The 20,241-nt window shown below is 70.8% G+C and carries 16 protein-coding genes; 4 read left to right on the forward strand and 12 right to left on the reverse strand.

Annotation, left to right across the window (positions count from 1 at the left end; all coding sequences use genetic code 11):
• Window positions 1–343 precede the first annotated feature (343 nt).
• The 12 genes from CcI49_RS34250 to CcI49_RS34310 all read right to left on the reverse strand — a co-directional run bounded on the left by CcI49_RS34250 (window position 344) and on the right by CcI49_RS34310 (window position 14,280).
• Window positions 344–1,123, reverse strand: coding sequence for a tyrosine-protein phosphatase (locus tag CcI49_RS34250; protein WP_076833541.1), 780 nt, complete (start codon window positions 1,121–1,123; stop codon window positions 344–346).
• Between the two features lie 173 nt (window positions 1,124–1,296).
• Window positions 1,297–1,515 carry an acyl-CoA carboxylase epsilon subunit gene (locus CcI49_RS34255; protein WP_076833543.1) on the reverse strand — a complete coding sequence of 73 codons (219 nt, stop codon included), beginning with the start codon at window positions 1,513–1,515 and terminating at the stop codon, window positions 1,297–1,299.
• A complete protein-coding gene (locus CcI49_RS34260; RefSeq protein ID WP_347280165.1) occupies window positions 1,512–3,023 on the reverse strand; it encodes an acyl-CoA carboxylase subunit beta in 1,512 nt (503 codons plus the stop codon). Before CcI49_RS34260 ends, CcI49_RS34255 begins: the two co-directional genes overlap by 4 nt.
• Window positions 3,024–3,237: 214 nt before the next feature.
• A complete protein-coding gene (locus CcI49_RS34265; protein ID WP_054566278.1) occupies window positions 3,238–4,704 on the reverse strand; it encodes a cytochrome P450 in 1,467 nt (488 codons plus the stop codon).
• Window positions 4,705–4,836: 132 nt separating this feature from the next.
• Window positions 4,837–6,588 carry an AMP-binding protein gene (locus CcI49_RS34270; RefSeq protein ID WP_054566277.1) on the reverse strand — a complete coding sequence of 584 codons (1,752 nt, stop codon included), beginning with the start codon at window positions 6,586–6,588 and terminating at the stop codon, window positions 4,837–4,839.
• The gene (locus CcI49_RS34275; protein WP_054566276.1) at window positions 6,575–7,177 is read right to left on the reverse strand and encodes a DUF4442 domain-containing protein; all 603 of its coding nucleotides are present in this window, start codon (window positions 7,175–7,177) and stop codon (window positions 6,575–6,577) included. Before CcI49_RS34275 ends, CcI49_RS34270 begins: the two co-directional genes overlap by 14 nt.
• Entirely contained in the window at window positions 7,174–8,448 is a 1,275-nt protein-coding gene (locus CcI49_RS34280) for an ABC transporter ATP-binding protein (protein WP_083749883.1), read from the reverse strand. Before CcI49_RS34280 ends, CcI49_RS34275 begins: the two co-directional genes overlap by 4 nt.
• Window positions 8,445–9,263: a carbohydrate ABC transporter permease gene (locus CcI49_RS34290; RefSeq protein WP_054566600.1), complete on the reverse strand. Its 819-nt coding sequence runs from the start codon at window positions 9,261–9,263 to the stop codon at window positions 8,445–8,447. The genes CcI49_RS34280 and CcI49_RS34290 overlap by 4 nt, the downstream gene beginning before the upstream one ends.
• A 5-nt stretch (window positions 9,264–9,268) precedes the next feature.
• Window positions 9,269–10,228 carry a sugar ABC transporter permease gene (locus CcI49_RS34295; RefSeq protein ID WP_083749890.1) on the reverse strand — a complete coding sequence of 320 codons (960 nt, stop codon included), beginning with the start codon at window positions 10,226–10,228 and terminating at the stop codon, window positions 9,269–9,271.
• 11 nt (window positions 10,229–10,239) lie between these two features.
• A complete protein-coding gene (locus tag CcI49_RS34300) occupies window positions 10,240–11,580 on the reverse strand; it encodes an ABC transporter substrate-binding protein (protein ID WP_116437572.1) in 1,341 nt (446 codons plus the stop codon).
• Window positions 11,581–11,582: 2 nt separating this feature from the next.
• The gene (locus tag CcI49_RS34305) at window positions 11,583–12,386 is read right to left on the reverse strand and encodes an MBL fold metallo-hydrolase (RefSeq protein WP_241840398.1); all 804 of its coding nucleotides are present in this window, start codon (window positions 12,384–12,386) and stop codon (window positions 11,583–11,585) included.
• Between the two features lie 322 nt (window positions 12,387–12,708).
• Window positions 12,709–14,280 carry a PfaD family polyunsaturated fatty acid/polyketide biosynthesis protein gene (locus CcI49_RS34310; protein WP_076833550.1) on the reverse strand — a complete coding sequence of 524 codons (1,572 nt, stop codon included), beginning with the start codon at window positions 14,278–14,280 and terminating at the stop codon, window positions 12,709–12,711.
• 576 nt (window positions 14,281–14,856) lie between these two features.
• Here CcI49_RS34310 and CcI49_RS34315 point away from each other — a divergent pair.
• The 4 genes from CcI49_RS34315 (at window position 14,857) to CcI49_RS34330 (ending at window position 20,204) form a co-directional block, all read left to right on the forward strand.
• Window positions 14,857–15,600, forward strand: coding sequence for an SDR family NAD(P)-dependent oxidoreductase (locus CcI49_RS34315; RefSeq protein WP_158230857.1), 744 nt, complete (start codon window positions 14,857–14,859; stop codon window positions 15,598–15,600).
• Window positions 15,601–15,637: 37 nt separating this feature from the next.
• The gene (locus tag CcI49_RS41155) at window positions 15,638–18,094 is read left to right on the forward strand and encodes a 2Fe-2S iron-sulfur cluster-binding protein (RefSeq protein WP_116437573.1); all 2,457 of its coding nucleotides are present in this window, start codon (window positions 15,638–15,640) and stop codon (window positions 18,092–18,094) included.
• A 197-nt stretch (window positions 18,095–18,291) separates the two neighbouring features.
• Entirely contained in the window at window positions 18,292–19,518 is a 1,227-nt protein-coding gene (locus CcI49_RS34325; protein WP_054566270.1) for an NAD(P)/FAD-dependent oxidoreductase, read from the forward strand.
• A gap of 32 nt (window positions 19,519–19,550) precedes the next feature.
• Window positions 19,551–20,204 carry a GDSL-type esterase/lipase family protein gene (locus CcI49_RS34330; RefSeq protein WP_054566269.1) on the forward strand — a complete coding sequence of 218 codons (654 nt, stop codon included), beginning with the start codon at window positions 19,551–19,553 and terminating at the stop codon, window positions 20,202–20,204.
• Window positions 20,205–20,241 lie beyond the last annotated feature (37 nt).

A 20,241-nucleotide genomic window follows, 5' to 3' on the forward strand; every position in this document is an offset into this window, starting at 1 on the left:
TCAAAGCTCCCACGTCGACAGGTTCCTTCCATAACCGGCGTAGGTCCCCGCCGGCCGGCTCTGGCGGCCTCCTCCACTGTCACCCGCCGCTTCCCGGTCCGCACGTCGGAAGAGTCGCCAGGCGGGTTCCACATCCACCACAACCACCACCACCCGGCGGACCCGGCGATCTCCGTTGGCCTGGCAGAGGATTCACTCCCTCTCGGCAGACCCACCCGCGCCTGCCAAACGCAGGCCGCGCGGGTGCGGGCGCCGTCGGACTTCGAAGGCGGTTGTTACACGGTTCAGTTACGCCCTCGCGCGATGGTCGACAAAGCGCAGACGAGACCACCACCGGGCCTTCTCAGTCCCCGGCGGGCTGGATGAGCAGCTCACGCCAGCGGTCGATCTCCTCGGTGCTCGCGCCACTCGCGACGAGGAACCCCACGGCGCCCCCCGGGGCGTGATCGAGAAGATCCAGCACGCTGCCGACGGCCCTCGGGTCCAGGGCGGGCACAGCCCCGGAACCCCGGGCGGACGAGCCCGCGGCCCGCAGGTGGGCGTACTCCGCGCGGCGGTCCAGCGCCGCCCTGACCCGCTGGATTCGCTGCTCGGTCGCGAGATAGTCGGCGAGAATCGCGTCCCGTTCGACACCCGCGGCCGCGAGCAGGACCGCCACGACGATTCCGGTGCGGTCCTTGCCCGCCGCGCAGTGCACCAGCGCGGGTGTCCGCCCGCCCGAGACCAGGAACCGCAGAATGCGGACCAGGCCGGTGGCGGCCGATTCAAGCATCGTCGTGTACAAGGCGGCGAGCTCGTCGCCGGCCCGGTAGCGCAACGCCGCCGGATCGGTCAGACCGGAGAGGTCGGCCAGGGGCTCGTGCAGCCAGGAGACGCCGAGCTCCGGGAACCATGCGGCCGCCCGGGGACTCTCGAACGGCGCGCGCAGGTCCACCACCGCACGCAGGCCGACGTCGTTCCCCAGCACCGCGATGTCCTCGGTGGTCAGCGCGTCGAGGTTGTCGCCGCGCAGCAGCGCCCGCGGGCGCACGGCACCGCCGGCCGCGGGCAGCCCGCCCAGGTCGCGGACATTGTGGGCGCCGACGAGCCTGATCCACCGGGGCTCGTGCCGGGTGGCGGTCATGCCGGAACACCCGGGCGTCCCGACAATGCCGCCTTGAATTTCGCGGTGAATTTCGCAGTGAACGCCGCGACGGATTCCGGCAAAGATTCCGTGACGAACAGGATCATGGCGAACAAGAACCCATCTGGTTGGTCTGACAGATTCCCGGGTCGGCGGCACCGCCCGGTGAGGATCTAGCGGTCCGTCCAGGAGACGCCGGTGGGCTGGCACAGGTCCGGTGCCGTCCACGCCGGACGGCCGTCGGCCGTCCGGGAGCCCGACCCCTGAGCACGCGGGAAAGGGCGGGAGCGACGGGAGTCCAGCGCCCGAAGGGCCACCACCAGGGCGGCGATGTCGCTGGCCTCCGGGCCGCCCCTGACGATGCGCAGCGCCAGCGCCCCGGAACCACTCACTGGGGCTGGTTCCCGTGCTTGCGCGCCGGCAGCGGCCGATTCTTGTACCGCAGCATGGCGAGCGCTCTGATCAGAGCCTGCCGGGTTTCCGTGGGATCGATGATGTCATCGACCAGGCCCCGCTCCGCCGCGTAGTAGGGGTGCATCAGCTCCTCGCGGTACTCGGCGATGCGTTGCGCCCGCCGGGCGTCGGGGTCGTCGGCGGAGGAGATGTCCCGCCGGAAGATGATGTTCGCGGCGCCTTCGGCTCCCATGACCGCGATCTCGTTCGTCGGCCACGCCAGGGAGAGGTCGGCGCCCACCGAACGCGAGTCCATCACGATGTACGCCCCGCCGTAGGCTTTGCGCAGGATCACCTGGACCCGAGGCACCGTCGCGTTGCAGTACGCGTACAGCAGCTTGGCTCCGTGCCGGATGATCCCCTGATGCTCCTGGGTGACACCGGGCAGGAAGCCCGGGACGTCGACCAGCGTGACGAGCGGAATGTTGAAGGCGTCGCAGGTCTGCACGAACCGGGCCGCCTTCTCGCTCGCGTCGATGTCCAACGCGCCCGCGAACGCCGCCGGCTGGTTCGCGACGATCCCGACGGTGGAGCCGTCCAGCCGGGCCAGGGCACACACGACGTTCGGCGCCCAGGTCTCGTGGAGCTCGAAGTGGTCACCGTCGTCGACGATCTCCTGGATCACCATGCGCATGTCGTAGGAGCGATATCCCTCGGCGGGCACCACGTCCAGCAGGCGGGTGGTCGGGCGGTCCGCCGGGTCGGTGGTGGCCACGGTCGGCGGCAGCTCACGGTTGTTCGCCGGCAGCAGGGACATCAGATACCGGATGTCGTCGAGGCACGTCGGCTCGTCGTCGTAGGCGCCGGCCGCCACCCCGGACAGCGTGGCGTGGACGTCGGCGCCACCGAGGCCCTCGTGACTGACGATCTCCCCGGTCACGGCCTGCACGACGTCCGGGCCCGTGATGAACATCTGCGAGATCCCACGCACCATGAACACGAAGTCCGTCAGAGCAGGCGAGTAGGCCGCACCCCCGGCGCACGGGCCGAGGATGACGCTGATCTGTGGAATGACCCCGGAGTTCCGGGTGATCCGCTGGAAGATGTCGCCGTAGCCGGCGAGCGCCGTGACGCCCTCCTGGATACGCGCGCCTGCGCCGTCGCACAGCCCGATGACCGGGACGCCGGCGGCGGCCGCCATGTCCAGCACCTTGCTGATCTTCTCGGCGTGGGCCTCGCCGAGCGCGCCGCCGAAGACCTCGAAGTCGTGGGCGTAGACGAAGACGGTGCGGCCCTCGATCGCCCCCCAGCCAGTTATCACACCGTCGGTGTGCGGCCGTTTGTGCTCGATGCCGAACCCGCTGGCCCGATGCCGGCGGAACATCTCGACCTCGTTGAAGGTGCCGTCGTCGAAGAGATAGTCGATGCGCTCACGCGCGGTCCACTTCCCCCTCTTCTTCTGGGCGGAGGTGTCGGCGGCGAGGCCGCCACGTATTCCGCTGCGCAGCGCGTTGAATTCGCGGGTCGCCTCCCGCAGCCGGTTCACCGGCGCCGCGGTCGCGCGGACCAGGTCGCCGTCGCGGGGATCGTGGACTGCTTGGTCGGACACGGTGGTCACACGGGCCTACTCTCATCACTCGGTCGGTCACGGACCAACCTCCTGGTGATGCCTTCCGCGACTGTTGCCTGTCGCTGGCCCCGCGCCTGCCGGCGCGGGTCGGTCACCGCCCGGGCGTGGCGGACGTCCATCGCTCGCGGTCAGCGGGCGACCGGCGGGCCAGCGTCATCGTGAAGCACGCCGGCTTGAGGGTCAGCGTCTGTCGTACGTCGAGGGAGTAGTCGGCGTGGTCGAGCAGGCGGTATCGGTGGACGAGCAGGGCCAGCATCAACGTGCCTTCGTGCAGCGCGAACTGCTGCCCGATGCAGGACCGCTGCCCGGTGCCGAACGGCTTGTACGAGTGCGCCGGGCGCCGGGCCATCTGGTCACGGTCGAACCGGCTGGGATCGAACAGCTCGACGTTGTCGCCCCACACCGGGTCGCGGTGCAGCATGGTGGTCACCACGCTGATCGTCTCACCGGCCCGGACCGGGTACCGGCCGGCCAGCAGGGTGTCGTGTAGCGGGCGCCGGTCGAATGACGGGGCCGTCGGCCACAGCCGCAGCGCCTCCTGAAGGACCTGCCGGATGTAGGTCAGCTTCCGGACCTCGGCGAAGCCCGGTTCGGGATCGGGATCCCCACCGAAGGCGGCGTCGACCTCTCGCTGGGCCAGACGCAGCGTCTCCGGATTCTTCATCAGGTAGTAGAGCGCGAACGACAGCAGCCCGGACGTCGTCTCGTGGCCGGCGATCAGAAAGCTGATCACCTGGTAGCGGACGTTCAGCTCGTCGAGCAGCTCCCCAGTCTGCGAGTACGGGGAGGTCAGCATCAGGTCGAGCAGATCCCGCGGGCCGGTGGTCGGCGCGGCCTTCCGCGCGTCGATCACCTCGTCGACGATCTGGGCCATGGTCGCGCAGTCCGCCCGGTACTGCCGGGTCAGCTCCGGATCCTCGTCGCCGGGTGCCCAGCCCACCTGAAGGCGGCTGTAGGTCAGGGCCCCGTTCATCGCGCTGACGAACGGATGCGGCTCGTCGCGCGCGAACGAGTCGAGGTCGTAGCCGAAGCCGGCGAGGCCGATGGTGTCCAGCGTCATCCTGGTCAGGTCGCCCGGGACGTCGACCGGGGTCGCCGCGGTCCCGGCCGTGCCGCGCGGCCCTGACGCCGCCGCCTGGTCCCAGCGGTCGAGCAGTCGGCGGGCGGCACGGATCATGAACGCGTGGTAGCCGCGCAGGCCGTCGACCGCGAACGCGGGCCGCAGGACCGTGTGCGCCTTCCGCCAGTTCTCCTCCTCCGTGTATGCCGTGAACAGGCCGTCCCCGATGTACTCCCGCGCGAAGCGCAGTCCCGCGCCCAGGTCCTTTCCGAAGCGCGCGTCGTCGCAGACGTCGGCAACCAGCTCCTGGGACGAGATGAGCAGCGGGGCGTAGTCGTCGCTGATTCGCCAGCGGTAGATCGGCCCCAGCCGGCGGGCGACCCGGACGCAGGCCAGGCTGTACCCGTCCGAGCCGAACTCCTCCGCGGTGACGATCGCGTCCGGTATGTCGTCGGGAGGTACAGGAGAGGAAACAGCGCTCAGTGTTCCGGCTGCCATGATGACGTCCTTCCTTGGCGAAGACACGGGGCCGGGTTGCGGCTCCGTCCCGCGGTGACCGCGGTGCCGCTCGGCGCGAAGGCCGTTGGTGGCCGCTGGTGGCCGCGCGGTGGGCGACCCGACGCGACGCGGTCAGCGGTAGAGGGCGTCGATCTCGTCCGCGAGATCGACGAGGACCTTTGCCCGGACGAGCTTTCCCGAGCTGGTGAGATGACCGGTGGAGACGCTGAGCTCGCCGGGGACCAGGCGCCACCGCCGAATCGACTCGGCCCGGGACACCAGGGTGTTCGCGGCGTCGACCGCGCGCTGGACCCGGTCCGCGACGTCCGCGGGCGACAGGCGCCGCCGGGTCGCCTCCGCGGGGTCCACGGCGATCAGCGCGGTCACGTACGGCCGCTGGTCGCCGACGACGACGCACTGGCTGATCAGCGGGTCCGCGCGCAGCCGGTCCTCGAGCGGCGCGGGCGCGACGTTCTTGCCCGACGAGGTGACCAGGATGTCCTTGCGTCGGCCGGTGATCCGGATGAAGCCGTCGTCGTCGACGACCCCGAGATCACCGGTACGGACCGAGTACGGACCGGGCTCGCGCCGGTCGAGATCCGCCTCGCCCCAGTAACCGGGCGACACGTTCCCGCCCGTTATGATCAGCTCGCCCGAGTCGTCGACGACGACGGACGTCCCCGGGTTCGGGCGGCCGACCGTGCCGATCCGGTTGTCCGCGGCCCGGTTGACCGCGGCGGCTGCCGCCGACTCCGTCATGCCGTAGGCGCCGAGGACCGTGATTCCACGGCGGCGGAACGACTCCTGATGCTCGGGCGCCAGGGACGCACCGCCGCAGATGACGTGGGCCAGCGAGCCCACCGCCCAGGCCGCGCGGCCACCCCCCTCCCGCTCGTCCTCCAGCACCGCCCGGTCGAGCTTCTCCAGCAGGTAGGGGGTGAGCGCGAGGAAGGTCGGCGGCCGGTGGCACATCGCACCGAACATCTCGGCCGGCTGTCGGACCACCACCGCCTCACCGCCGGCGAGCAGGGTCGCCAACAGGGTCGAACGGCCGTACATGTGGGACAGCGGCAGGGCGATCACCGTGCGGGGGGCCGTCCCGTCGGCCGGCGCGAAGATCTCGGGCAGCGCCGCCGCGACATTCGCCGCCCCGCAGTAGACGTTGCGATGGGTGAGCACACAGCCCTTGGGCTCGCCGGTGGTGCCGCTGGTGAAGACGACGGTGGCGACATCCTCGGCGGTCACCGGACGGCCGCCGTCGTCACGTACCGCCACGGCGTCGACCGGCACCGACCCCGCCGACACCGACTCCGCCAGCACCGACCCCGCCGGCACGCCGGAGCCCACCGGTGTCAGCCGGGGTGGCGCCGTCGGGTCGACTCGCGCTGTCGGGTCGAGTGGCGCTGTCGGGTCGAGTGGCGCTGTCGGGTCGACGATGACCGTGCCCACGCCGGCGTCGCGCAGCAGGGCGCGGCGGTGCGGGGTGTCGGCGACGCCGACGGTGGGCGTGGTGGTCCGGACGATGTGCTCGACCTGGTCGGCCGAGCTGGTCGGGTAGATCGGCACCACGACGGCCCCGATGCGCAGGGCCGCGAGGTCGGCGACAGCCCAGTCCAGACTGCTGTCGCCCATCAGCGCCAGCCAGTCGCCGTGCCGCACGCCGTGGCCGCGCAGCCGGGCGGTGAACCGATCCACCAGTTCGCCGAACTCCCGGTGGCTGACGGCCTCCCAGCCCCGCTCCGTCAGATGGCGCACGGCGGTCCGGTCGCCGTGGCGGGCGAGGCCCCGGCCGAGGACGAGCCAGATGCTCTCCTCCGCGGCGAGGTCGGCGGCTTCGGGCTCGGCCCGGGGCACGGGGACGGAGCCCGCCTCAGCGCCGGGCATGGCCCGCCGAGCCCTCGTCGTCGGCGCCGACAGCATCAGGGGCAACGACAGCATCAGGGGCACTGACGGCGTCGAACGCGCAGACGAACTCGAGGTAGGCCTTCCCGATGAGGATCCCCGCGCTGTCGCGCAGGTAGGCCTTGGCGTCACAGCTCACCCGCACGGCGCCGGGGTCGGCCAGCGCGGCGGTCAGGATCCGCTCGTCCATCACGACCGCGACCGAGACGTCACCGGCACCGGGCTTCAGGAAGTCGATCCGGCAGTTCTTGAGGACGAACATGGTCAGCCCCCGCAGCCGGTGGGCGGTCGCCCCGAGGAACGCCGCCGAGCCCGCCATGTCGGCCGCCAGGAAGAGCACACCCGCGTGCAGGGTGCCGACGGCGTTGGTGAGCTCAGCGCGGTGAGCGATCGTGACCCGGCCAGCGGTCGGAGAGACCTCGGCGATGGTCAGGTCCACGAGGGTGTTGAAGGGGACGAAGTTCTGCAGAACCTCGCGCAGGCCGTCGTAGTCGGGGCTCTCGCCGGCGAACGGATGGAAGGCGGAGAACGGGGAGGTTCGGGTTCCGGCCGGAGCCGGCGTGGTCGTCACAGTCTCACTCCTGTCTGCGCGTCAAAACGGTGCAGGGATCCGGCGGGAACCAGTGCGCGTATCCGTTGGCCGGCGGTGATCCGGATGGTCGCCGGAAACTCGACGCTCCACGGGCCGCGTTCGCTCACGCAGTGGGCGATCCGCCGGTCTCCGACGAACTCGACGACATCGGCGACGCCTTCGAACGCCTCGCCCGCGCCCGGGTCGGGCGGTGGGCCGGTGACGTCCGAGATGATCGCGTCGGCCGGGCGCCAGCCCAGCAGCCGGTGCCGGTCGTCCGCCCCGGCGCCGTCGGCGGTGGCGCTGCCGGTCCCGGTGCCCGTACCGGTCCCGGTGCCGGTCGGGCCCCGCGAGTCCGGCAGGATGTTCATCGCGGGGCTGCCGAGGAAACGTGCCACGAAAAGGTTCGCCGGGCGGTTCCAGATCTCCTCCGGAGTTCCGGCCTGTTCCAGCCGGCCCTCGTTGAGGACCACCACCCTCGTTCCCAGCGACAGCGCCTCGGCCTGGTCGTGGGTGACCAGGACGAAGGTTCCCGCCACCTCGCGGTGCAGCCGGATGAGCTCGGCCCGCGCATGTGCCCGCAGGCCGGCGTCGAGGTTGGACAGCGGCTCGTCGAGCAGCAGCACAGGCTTGCGGCGGACCAGGGCCCGGGCCAGGGCCACCCGCTGTCGTTCGCCGCCGGAGAGCTCGCGGGGCCTGCGGCCGAGCTTGTCACCCAGCCCGAGGAGGTCGCACACCTCACCCACCCGCCGTGAGATCTCCGCTCGCGGCAGCGAACCCCGGCGGGCGTGCTTCGCCTCGAGCGTCAGCCCGAAGCCGACGTTGCGCGCCACCGTCATGTGCGGGTAGAGGGCGAAGTCCTGGAACACGATCGCCACACCCCGGTCACCGGGTTCGGCGCGGGTGACGTCCCGCCCATCGATGTGGATCTGGCCGGCCTCCGGCGTCTCGAGACCGGCGATCATGCGCAGCAGGGTCGACTTGCCGCAGCCGGACGGGCCGACGAGCACGGTGAAGGAGCCCGCCGGGATGGTCAGCGCGGGCAGGTCCGTCGCCAGCGTCGCGCCGTACGACTTCCGCACCGAACGCAGCTCGATCCCACCGGAGGGCGCGGCCGCGGTGGCCGCGGTGGCCGCAGTGGCGGCGGTGGCGGCGGTGGCGGCGGTGGCGGCGGCCGGGTCCGCCTGGGCGGGCTCGGAGGCCCAGGCCGGTGCGGGCACCGCCGCCGGTGCGGGCACCGCCGCCACGGATGTCTGCACTGCGTCCGTCATTTGATCCCCGACTGAAGGAAGGCGTTGGTGATGCGCCGCGACGCGACGGCGTAGACCGCGAGGACCGGAAGCGTCGTGATGATCGCGGCCGCGAGGAGCGCGCCGGAGGGCGGGCCCTCCTGGTTCCCGAGCAGCTGCAACCCGGCCTGGATGGTCGTCCGGTTCGCCTGGGGCGCGATCAGCGTCGGCCACAGGTACTCGTTCCAGGTGTTGATGAAGACCAGGATCGACACGGCGGCGAGCGCCGGCCGCAACAGCGGCAGCACGACCAGCCGCAGCGTCTCCGCCGGCCGGGCGCCGTCCATCACCGAGGCCTCGATCAGGCTGGTGGGGATGGCGGCCAGGTACTCCCGCAGCAGCAGGATCGGCAGGCCGCACGCCGCGAGCTGCGGGATGATCAGCCCCAGGTAGCTGTTGCGCCAGCCCAGGTGGCTGGCGGCCAGGAACTGGGGGATGATCAGTGTCTGCGGCGGGATGACCAACGCCGCGCCCGCGAGCAGCACCACGGCGCCGCCCCAGCGCGGGCGGAAGCGCACCACCGCGTAGGCCGCCCCGATGGCCACCACGACCTGCAGCAGGGTCGCGCCGAGCGCCATGATCAGGGTGTTCAGGAGCATCATCCCGATCGGGAACCGCAACAGCGCGTCCCGGTAGTTCTCCGCCGACATCGGCCATGGGACCGGGCTGGTGGAGAACAGGTCGTTCGCCGGCCGCAGCGAGGTGATCGCCACCCAGAACAGCGGGAACAGCAGCCCCACGATGACAGTCAGCACAGCCACGTGCCGGGCGGCCGCACCAGTCCGGGCCCACGGCATCGTGTTCACCCCGCCACCGGCCCGTCGGCGCGCCGGATCCGTCCGGACAGCAGCCGCACCAGTACATAGCCGGCGGCGACACCCACCGCGATCACGACCGCGGCCGCGGCGGCGGTGCCGGTCTCGAAGAAGGTGAACGCGTAGGTGTAGAGCCGGTAGTAGACGTTGTCGGTGGCGCCGTTCGGTCCGCCCTGGGTCACGAGGGCGACGTTGGTGAAGACCCACTGGCCGGCCAGCAGCACGCACAGCAGCCCGAGCAGCACCACGGGCCGGATCAGCTGCGGCACGACGACATGGCGGACGGTCTCCCAGCTGCTGGCGCCGTCGACCCGGGCCGCCTCCAGGGTGGACTGGTCGATCGCGGACAGGGAGGCGGAGAACAGCAGCGTGTTAAGGCCGACGATCTTGCCCGCGGTGATGGCCACGATGACCAGCGGGGCCCACGACGGGTCGTTCAACCAGCCCGGGCCGGGCAGCCCCAGGCCGGTGAGGGCGGCGTTCGTGACCCCCTGCAGCGGGTTGAGGATGAACTGCCAGGAGACCGCGTTGGCCGCGGGCGCCAGCACCACCGGCAGGAACAACAGCGCCCGGTAGACGCTGGAGGCTCTCCCGGGCCGCAGCCACAGGACGATGGCCAGGGCGAGCGGCACCACGGTGGCCAGCGGCGCCATCATGATCACGTACCATCCGGTCTGCCAGATCGCCTGGTGGAAGTCGTGATCGGTGAGCAGGCGGCGGTAGTTGGCCAGGCCGACGTAGCTGGCCGGCGAGGTGAGGTTCCAGTCCAGCAGGCTCGCGACACCGGTCGCGGCCATGGGCGCGTACACCCAGGCCACCAGAGAGAGGATGGCCGGCGCCGAGTACATCCAGGGCCCCGAACGGAGCCGGGCGCCGCTGCCGCCGCGCCCGCCCCGGCCCTCCTGCGCGGACGGGGCGGGAACACGTCCGGATGTGACGCCGGCCATCGTCGCTCCGGTCACTGTGCCAGTGACCGGATCTTGTCCGCGGCCGTGCCGAGCACCGCCGCGGGGTCCGCCCCCTGCAGGACGATCGGCGTGACGGCCTCGTCCTGCAGCAGGACCACCGCCTGGTTGGCGCGCTTGCCCCGGAAGTAGGTGTAGGGCGTCACGTCGTCGATCTGGCCCAGCGACGGCAGCAGGTGCTTGTTCTGCTTGAAGTAGTCGCCGAGGTAGGCCGGATCGGACACGATGGCAGGCCGCAGCGGGAGGTACCCGATGGTCTTCGTCAGGATCGTGAAGCCCTGCGGGCTGGTCAGGAACTGGATGAACTTCCAGGCCGCCTGCTGCTTGCGCTTGTCCTTGCTGAAGACCGCCAGGCCGGCACCCGAGTAGGTGGGCCTGGCCTTCGCGTCGTCGAACGAGGGGAAGGCGGCGGTACGGAGGTCGAACTTGCCCGCCGCCGACTTCTCGAACGTCGCCATGGCCGCCGTCGTGAAGATCATCATGCCGATGTTCCCGCCGGCGAAGGCAGCCTGGGCATCGGTCGCCGTCACCTTGGGCTGCAGCCCGCCGACGACGAGGTCGCGGATCGCGTTGAGGCCGGCGACCGACCGGGGCGAGTCGACGGTGACGGCGCCGCTGGCGTCGACCTCACCGCCGCCCGCGCTGTTCATCACCGACTGGGTCATGTAGTCGGACTTGCCGGGGTCGGCGACGGCGAAGTAGACGCCCTGCTTACCGCTCTTCGTGATGGCCGCCGCAGCTGTCTTCACCTCGGCCAGCGTCGTCGGCGGCTTGTCCGGGTCCAGCCCGGCCGCACGGAAGACGTCCGCGTTGTAGTAGATGATCGGCACCGAGATGGAGAACGGCATGATGTCGTTCTTGCCGGTCTCGGGGTTGCTGACCGCCTTCAGGATGTTCGGGTAGATCCCGTCGGTGCCGGCCTTCCACTCCGCCGCCGACGGAATGTCCTGGACCGGGACCAGCGGCAGGGTCGAGCGGGCCTCGCCCGCTTTGCTCCAGCCGAGCTGGGCGACGTCCGGCGGGCTTCCCGCGGCGGTCTCGGTGCGCAGCTTGGTCAGCACGTCGGCGGCCGCCACAGCCTCGGGCGCGATCTTGATGTTCGGGTTGGCCTTCTGGAACTCGTCGATCAGCTGCTGGGTGCCGGCACCGCAGCACGGGGTTCCGTAGTTGTACGACATGAAGCGGATCGTCACCGGGCTGCTGTCACCACCAGTCCCGCTGACCGCGCCACTGTCGCCGTCGGAACCCGCGCAGGCGGCCGCCGTCAGCCCCAGGACCGCGGCCACGGTCGCGGCCACCAGCCCGCGGCGGAAACACTTTCTGTTCGCCCACATGGTCATCGCTCTTTCACCGGAGTCGAGAAGGTCATGCCGGGCTCGCCGATGTGGATGGGCCCGGTGAATTCGGCGGCGGCGTCCGCACGGCGTGCTTCCTTCCAGGCAGGCTGGGGCGCGGTGAAATGGGTCAGCACCAGCTCGCGCGCACCGGCCCGGGCAGCCACCCGGCCGACCTCCACTCCCGCGAGATGACCGTGGCGGGTGTGGTCGGGATCCTGCAGCGATGCTTCGGCGAGAAAGATGTCGACATCCTTGGCGAGCGTCACCAGGTTGTCGTTGTAAGCGGTGTCACCGGTGAAGCCGAGGCTTCCGGACGCGCCGTCGATACGAATTCCGCAGTCCGGCGAGGAATGCACCATCGGAACCATGGTGATGGTGACGTCGGCGAGCTCGTACGACTGGCCCCGCTCGTACTCGATGACCTCGTAGGCCAGGTCGAAGGCCCGGTTGAGGTGCGGGATGGTCCGTACCGGGAAGAGCTCGGCGAGCTGGTCGAGCGTCGCTCGCGCACCGCGCGGGACGAGCAGCTTGATGCGGCGGTCGGTGTCGTCGCCGTGGAAGTCGCCCTTGCCGTCCGTGTCGACCAGCCAGGTCTTCCCCACCGGGAGCATCGCCTGCTTCCCGATGGGCAGCACGTCGTAGCAGTGGTCGAGGTGCATGTGGCTGATGACCACCGCGTCCAGCTGACTGGCATGTATGTACCTCGTCAGCATGACCGCGATTCCCGGCCCGCAGTCCATGAGTATGTTCGACTGCTCGGTCCGCACCAGGTAACCCGAACTGGCGGCCCCGTCAGCGGGCATACCGGCCCGATTTCCAACTATTGTCAGATCCATATCCCCTCCATTCTAGACTGAATTGACGGCGGAACTCAGACTAGCCCCCGAGAACGGACGGACCAAGAATTATTCGAACCGCCGATGGTTCTATGTGGGCGGTGATTAGAACGACGCCTCCCGGTCGAGGACCCCGGTTGGAATCGGGACCGAGGCCGGTTGTTCGCGAGGATTTCTCCCGTGCTTTCTGACCCGGTCCCGTCGACACGATAAAATCCCGGGCCGTCCGGCCGGCGGGGTGACCTCGACCGCGTGGCCGGCCCGGCCACGGCACCGGGGTGACCGTCCGTCATCCCTCCAGGGGCAGCGGGCGGTAGCGGCTGGCCCGCGCCGGCGGGGTCACCCCGTGCGAGCGCAACGCGGTCACCCGCTGGTGGAAGGCCGCACCCCGCATGATGTGGAGGGCGAGGTCCGGCGCCCGACGGGCCTCCACCGGCTCCAGATAGGTCCCACGAAGCCAGGTGTTGCAGGCTCCCATCGCCGGGCCGCACCAGATCTGGTAATCCGCGACCCGGTCGGCGGCGCCGGTGGTGGCCCAGCGCGAGGAACGCCCGAGATACCAGCGAAAGACCAGCGCCATCCGCCGCTTCTCGTTGCCCTCCGCCCGTTCGAGCTGGGCGGGGTCGCGCTCGGCGAAGTACCGGCGGGTCTGTACCCAGATGTCCTCCAGCGGTGCCCGGAAGACATTCCGCTCCAGCGCCGCGCGCTCAGGACCCGGAAGGTCCGCGATGCTGTCGTAGCCGCGGTAGAGCTCGAACAGCCGGCGGGCCCGGGCGGCGAACATCGACCCGCGCCGCAGCACCTGGACACCGGCGCCGAGCTCGAACATGTCCGCCGACGGCGCCATCTCGCAGTCGGCCATCTCGGCCGCGCCCAGCATGGACTTCACCGCGGCGGACTGGGCGGCCTCCACACAGGCCTGGTTGATCGACCCGGTGACCACGTAGTCGGCCCCCATCGCGAAGGCCGCCGCGGCCGCCGCCGGCGTCCCGATCCCCCCGGCCGCGCCGACCCGCGCCGCTCGGCCGCCGTAGCTCGATCCGATCTCGTCGCGCCGGGCGATGATCTCGCCGAGCAGGACGGTGAGCGGGCGCCCGTCGGTGTGGCCGCCCGAGTCGGACTCCGCGGTGATGTCGTCGGCCATCGGTACGGTCGCCGCCAGGCGCGCCTGCTCCGCCGTGATCAGATCGCCGCGGAGCAGTGCGGCCAGCAGCGACGGCGGCGCCGGCCGCAGGAACAGGTCGGCGGTCTCCCGACGGGACACCTTCGCGATGATCCGGTTGGTGATCTCGACCCGCCCGTCCCGTGCCGTGCTCAGGCCTCGGGCGCGGTACCGCACGATCTCCTGGGTCAGGTCCAGGAAGGCCGACGCCTCGACGCACCGCACCCGGTGGCGCAGGCACGCGTCGACCGCGTCGCGTTCCATCGCCGGCTCGCTCGGGCTGTGGATGACGTTGCAGGCATACGGGCGTCCGGCCAGGCGCCGGCCCAGCAGCTCCAGTGCGTCCTCCAGCCGGTCCGCGGGCAGCCCCGCCGCGCCGAACGAGGCGAGCAGCCCGCGATCGGCCAGACTGATCACCAGGTCGGCCGAAGCGATCCCGCCGGCCATCGCGCCGGTGTGGTAGCTCTGGCGGACGCCGTGTGCGCGTTGGAAGGCCCGGGAGCCGAGGCGTTCGGGTGGCAGCGGCCCGAGGGCGAGCAGCCGGCGCGCGCGCGACCCGTCCGGGCCGCTCCCGTCATGGGACAGCCAGTAGCCGTCCGCGTGTCGAACGACGTGGACGGGTTCCTCCAAACGGCTCAGGATCGCGTGGATGTCGGCCGCCGACTGGGTCCGGGCTCCGGCATCGAGCACATGCGCCATGGCAGTCCCCTCCTGGTTGGTGGCGTGGTCGCGCAGACCACGTCGGATGCGCGCGCCCGGGTGTTCCCGGGCCGTCCCGGCGCTCGGCCGACCCGACCGACAGGGAGGCGGATCGCACCCGAGGGCGCGTCGGAAGAGGTGGGAAGACGTGCGGGCCGGCGGCTCATGCCGTCCGTCCGGATGCCGACCGGACCCGGCCCCAACGTTTGCGGCGGTATCTTAACCGGCCGTGAACAAGGCATCACGACAGCGCCAAAGCCATCTTAATTGCCGCGACCGCTGGATTGATCCAGACGACACCACATTGTGAATCATCGCGAAGGCCGATCCTTCTGGTTCATCGGACCGGCTTGTGTTGAAATAAGATCATCAACTTGACGAGGTGGCGATCAGTACCGCCCGCCGAGATTCAGGGCGCCGCATGGCCGTCGACTGGGACCTGCGCGCCGACACCCGCGAACGAACCACGTTCGCACGTTTCCTCCCCACCTCCGAACGGACCACCGGGGGTACTCCCACCTGCAATCATAAGGGAAATCAATGATGTCGCGGACAATGCGTGGCCGGACCGCTTTGGTGATCGGGGCGTCCGGCGGAATCGGTCGTGCGGTGGCCCTGGCGTTCGCCCGCGAAGGTGCCGACGTGGCACTGGCGGGCCGTGACGCCGGAACCCTCGAGCACCTGGCCGACAACTGCCGGGACGAGAATGTGTCGGTTGTCACATCGGCCTTCGACATCACCGACGAGAGCGCCTGTCTCGACGCGGTCGAGGCGGTCACGAGGCGACTCGGCGCACCGAACGTGCTGGTCAACGCGGCTGGCGTCGCCGATACCCGCCAGTTTTCCGACATCACCGTCGATCTCTGGCGCAGCGTCATGCGGGTGCACGTCGAAGGACCGCTCGTACTCATGCGAGCGGTTATCCCCCCTATGGTCTCCACTGGCGGCGGCGCGATAGTCAACGTCGGGTCGGCTGCCTCCGTTGTCGGCCTTCCCTACGCCGCCCCGTACACCGCCGCGAAACACGCACTGCTCGGGCTGACCCGATCCGCCGCCGCCGAGTACGCCGACCGTGGAATAACCGTGAACTGTGTCTGCCCGTATTACGTCGACACTCCGATGACCCAGCGCGCCATTGCCGAGCGGATGCAGGCAAAGGGTTGTGACTACGAAGAGGCGATCAGACCGCTGCTCAACCCGCAGCGACGGCTGACCTCGGCCGAGGAGGTCGCGGCGGCCTGCGTACTTCTTGCCTCCCCCGGCGGGGCGGCGATCAACRGCCAGGCTTTGCACGTCAACGGCGGAAAGGTCCAGGGCTGAATCCGGCGCCCGCACCAGCGAGCTAGGAGGAATCGCGATGCCTGATATCGAGCGCAGTCGCGACAGCACATCAAGGGGACATGTCCACGTTCTCGGCGCGAGTATCGCGGGCCTCCTGGCCGCGCGCGTCCTCGCGGACCACTTCGACCGGGTGACCGTGCTCGAACGCGACGCGTTCAGGGCCGAGGGCTACCGGGACGGTGCCCCGCAGGCCCGGCACATCCACGCCCTCATGCACGGCGGCAGCCAGATCATGGCAGAGCTCTTTCCCGGCCTGCTGGAGGAGCTGGAGTCCCGGGGGGCGCCCCGCACCCGGTGGCTCGAGCGCTCCCGCTGGTATCTGGGCGGCACCCCCATGCGGGCACCCCGCCACACCGAGACCACCCTGGCCACGCCGAGCCGCCCGCTGCTGGAGCACCTGCTGCGGACCCGGGTGGCGACCTACCCGAACGTCACGCTGCGCGATCAGGTCAGGGTCGTCGGCCTGACCCACACCCCTGGCCGGATCACCGGAGTCCGGGTGGTGGCCGCCGCCTCCGACACCGAGGAGATCCTCCCGAGCGACCTGGTGGTCGACACCACCGGTCGCAACTCGGCGGCCGGTAGCTGGCTGGCCGAGCTCGGCTATCAGACCCCGACGGAGTCCCGGGTCGAGGTCGACCTCGGCTACTGCTCACGACGCTACCGCCGCCGGCCGGGCGACCTCGGCGGCGATGTCGCGGTGACCGCGTCCACGGTGCCGGGGATGCCGGGCGCCGCCGTCCTGGCCATCGAAGACGATGCCTGGCACGTCACGCTGTCGGGCACGCTCGGCCGGCGGGCGCCGACCGATCCGGCAGGCTACCTCGACTACGCCGCCCGGCTGCCGATCCCGGACGTGCTGGAGCTGATCTCGAACGCCGAGGCCCTCGACGACCCGGTCCAGCACCGGGTACGCGACTCCATCCGCCGCCGTTACGAGGACCTGCCGGATCCGCCCGCCGGCCTGATCTCCATGGGCGACGCCGTGACGAGCTTCAACCCCATCTACGCCCAGGGCATGACCGTGGCCGCGCAGGAGGCGCTGGTGCTGCGGGCCGTGCTGGGTGAGCCGGGACCGGTGCTGCCGCGGCGGTGGTACCGGCGCATCGCACCGGTCATCGACACCGCCTGGGGCATGTCCACGGCCATCGACCTGCGCTCACCGCTCGTCAAGGGAGAGCGGACCCGGCTCGGGACGATGTTCGGGCACTACCTCAAGCACGTCCAGCTGGCGACCGCGGTCTCCCCGTATGTCACCGCCCGGCTGCTTGAGGTCATCAACCTCACCCGCAGCCCTCGCATTCTTCTTCGCCCCGGCGTCGCCCTGCGGCTGGGGGTTATCGCCGTGTCCCGACAGGTGTCGGCCCGGCGGACGCGCCATGGCGAGGGCGCGCCCCCTGCCGTCACACCCCATGCAGTCACACCCCCGGCCTTCGCACCCCCCGCGGTCAAACCCCCCGCGGTCAAACCCCCGGCCGTCATGTCGCCGGCCGTCACGTCGCCGATCCCCGACGCCGCCCGTGAGGTGGGCACGCTGCTCGTACACGGCCGGGAGGACGAGTCCGACGGGGTGATCTCGCTGACGCTGGCCCGGCCGGACGGTGCGCCGCTGCCGCTCTGGACGCCCGGCGCGCACATCGACGTCCGAGTCGCCGACGAGGACATCCGCCAGTACTCCCTGTGCGGCGATCCGGCCCAGGTCACCCAGTGGCGGATCGCGGTGCTGCGCGAGCCGGCTGGCCGAGGCGGCTCGGCCTATCTGCATGAGCACGCGCGCCAGGGCGCGGAGCTGACGGTCGGCGGGCTGCGCAACAACTTCCCGCTCGTTCCCGGCGCCCACACGGTGCTGATCGCCGGCGGCATCGGCATCACCCCGCTGCTTCCGATGATCGAGCAGCTACGGGCGACAGGCCGGTCGTGGTCGCTGCACTACGGCGGGCGCCGCCGGGCGGCGATGGCCTTCGCCGCCCGGATGGCCGACGACCCGCGCTGCACGCTGCATCCCGAGGATGAGGTGGGTCCGCTGCCGCTGGAGGGCATCCTCGGCGCCCGACCGGCGGACGGCACGACGGTGTACTGCTGCGGGCCGGAAGGGCTGCTCGCCGCCGTGGAGCGGTACTGCCGCGAACGGCCCGCCCTCACGCTGCGCGTGGAACGCTTCCGCCCCCGGCCGGCGGCGGACGTCGAAGCCGGCGCGGCCGCCCCCCGTACCTACGAGGTGGAACTGCGCCGCTCCGGGATCACGCTGACGATCGAGCCAGGCCGATCGATCATCGACGAACTGTGCGCGGCCGGCGTGGAGGTCCCTTTCTCCTGCCGGGAGGGCACCTGCGCAAGCTGTGAGACGCCGGTGCTGGCCGGCGAGATCGTGCACCGGGACTCGGTGCTGACCGACGCGGAGCGGCTGGCCGGCAACACCATGATGCTCTGCGTCTCGACGGCCGGCTCCGAGCGCCTCGTCCTCGATCTCTGATCCCCGCGCTCTGACCAACAGCCGTTACCCAACGGTCCGCGGGCGGTCCGCGGCTCGGCGTGCGCTCTCCCACCCCCGCGCCCCACCCCACCCCCGCACCCTGCCCTGGCCCGCCCACCCGCCGCCGCGCGACGCGGTGCGGTGGATCCCGGCTGCCCGCGGCGCGGGCGGACACCCACTCTCGGAAGGAAACAGGAATGTACGACGTGATCGTCGTCGGCGCCCGCTGCGCCGGATCTCCGCTCGCGATGCTGCTGGCCCGCAGCGGGAGAAGAGTCCTGCTGGTGGATCGGGCTACGTTCCCGAGCGACACGGTGTCGACCCACTTCATCCAGCAGACCGGCCTGGCGCTGCTGCGCGACTGGGGCGTGCTGGAGGCCGCGATGGGCAACGCCACGCCCATCCAGTACATGACCATGTCGTTCAGGGGCATCAACATCAGCGGATTCGCCGACCCGATCGACGGTATCGACCGGGTGTACGCACCACGGCGGACGGTGATGGACGCCGCGCTCGTCGAGGCGGCGCAGCGCGCGGGAGCGGACGTCCGTCAGGGCTACACGGTGGAGGAGCTCGTCTTCGACGACGACGGCCGGGTCGTGGGCATCCGGGGACGGTCGGCCTCCGGCGCGGCCAGCGAGGAGCGGGCCCGGATCGTCGTCGGCGCGGACGGCGCGAACTCCACAGTCGCACGGCTGACCGGCGCCACCACCTACAAGCATGTGCCGGCGTCGTGCTTCATCTACTACAGCTACTTCGCCGGCCTGCCCTGGACCTCCTTCCACCACCGCACCAGCCACGAAGAGCAGCAGATGGGAGCCTGGCCGACCAACGACGGGCTGCACCTGGTCGCCGTCATGCGCAAGCGGACCAGGTTCCGGGACTTCCGCGCCGCCGCGGAGGCGAACTTCCAGGAGATCGTCGATCAGGTAACCCCCGATCTCGGCGCCGATCTCCGCCAGGCGGAACGGGTCGCGCCATTGCAGCCCATGCTCTATCCGGACAACTACTACCGCCAGGCCAGCGGTCCGGGATGGGCTCTGGTCGGCGACGCCGGCTATCACAAGGATCCGTACACGGGAAACGGAATCGCCGATGCGTTCCGGCATGCCGGCATGCTGTCGAGCGCGTTGTTGTCCGGCCTGGACGCGAGCGACGAGGTTCTCGACGCGGCACTGCGTGGCTACGGTGAGCACCGCGACGAGGAATCCGCGGAGACCTACAACTTCACGTGCACGATCTCCGAGCTCGACCTGCCCCAGGACGTCTACGACGCCTTTGACGCGTCAAGCCGCGACCCGCACTACCGCACGGAGTTCTTCCGGCTGCTGGGCGGCGCGATGCCCGGTCACGAGTTCTTCGCTCCGGAACGGCTCGCGCGTATGTACCGCGAGGTCGGATTCCAACCGACCGTCGAGGTCTGACGCCCGGACGCCTCGCGAACGGAGGAACCGACATGCCTGTCCGACTGGTGGTCATCGGCGACAGCTTCGTCGAGGGCCGCGGCGATCCCGATCCTCGCGGGTCCGGCTACCGCGGCTGGCTACCGACCTTCGCGGGCCTTCTCGGCCTGGGCGACGACGAGTGCCGCAACCACGGCGAGCACCTGGCGACCACCACCACGGTCCTGGACCGGCAGCTCGACGCGGTCCGGACCGCACGCCCCCGGCTCACCGGAATGATCGCGGGCTTCAACGACATCGTCAGCGAATACCAGCCGGCCGAGTTGCGGCGCAACCTCACGACGATATTCGACGCGATGACCCGCCACGCGTCGCTGGCGTTCACCGCCACCTATCCGGACATCACCCGGCGCATGGCCCTGACCGCCCCGGTCCGAGCCGGGATCAGGTCCCGGATCCAGGACGTGAACGCCGCGCTGCGCGGCACCGCGGCGGAATTCGACATGGTCTGTCTCGACGTGGCCCGCACGGGACCGGTATGGGACGACGACGACCTGTGGTCCGACGACGGGATACATCCCAGCCGGGCCGGCTACCTGAGGTTCGCCGGAGAACTGGCCGACGCGGTCGCGGAGAGCCTGGGAATCGCGCTCACCGGGATGGCGCCGGGGTCTACTCCCCTGCCCCCGGCGCTCGCGTTCCACTGATCCGGCTGATCCGGCTGATCGGCTGATCGGCCGCCGC

The sequence above is a fragment of the Frankia sp. CcI49 genome, from assembly GCF_001983215.1.
GTDB lineage: Bacteria > Actinomycetota > Actinomycetes > Frankiales > Frankiaceae > Parafrankia > Parafrankia irregularis.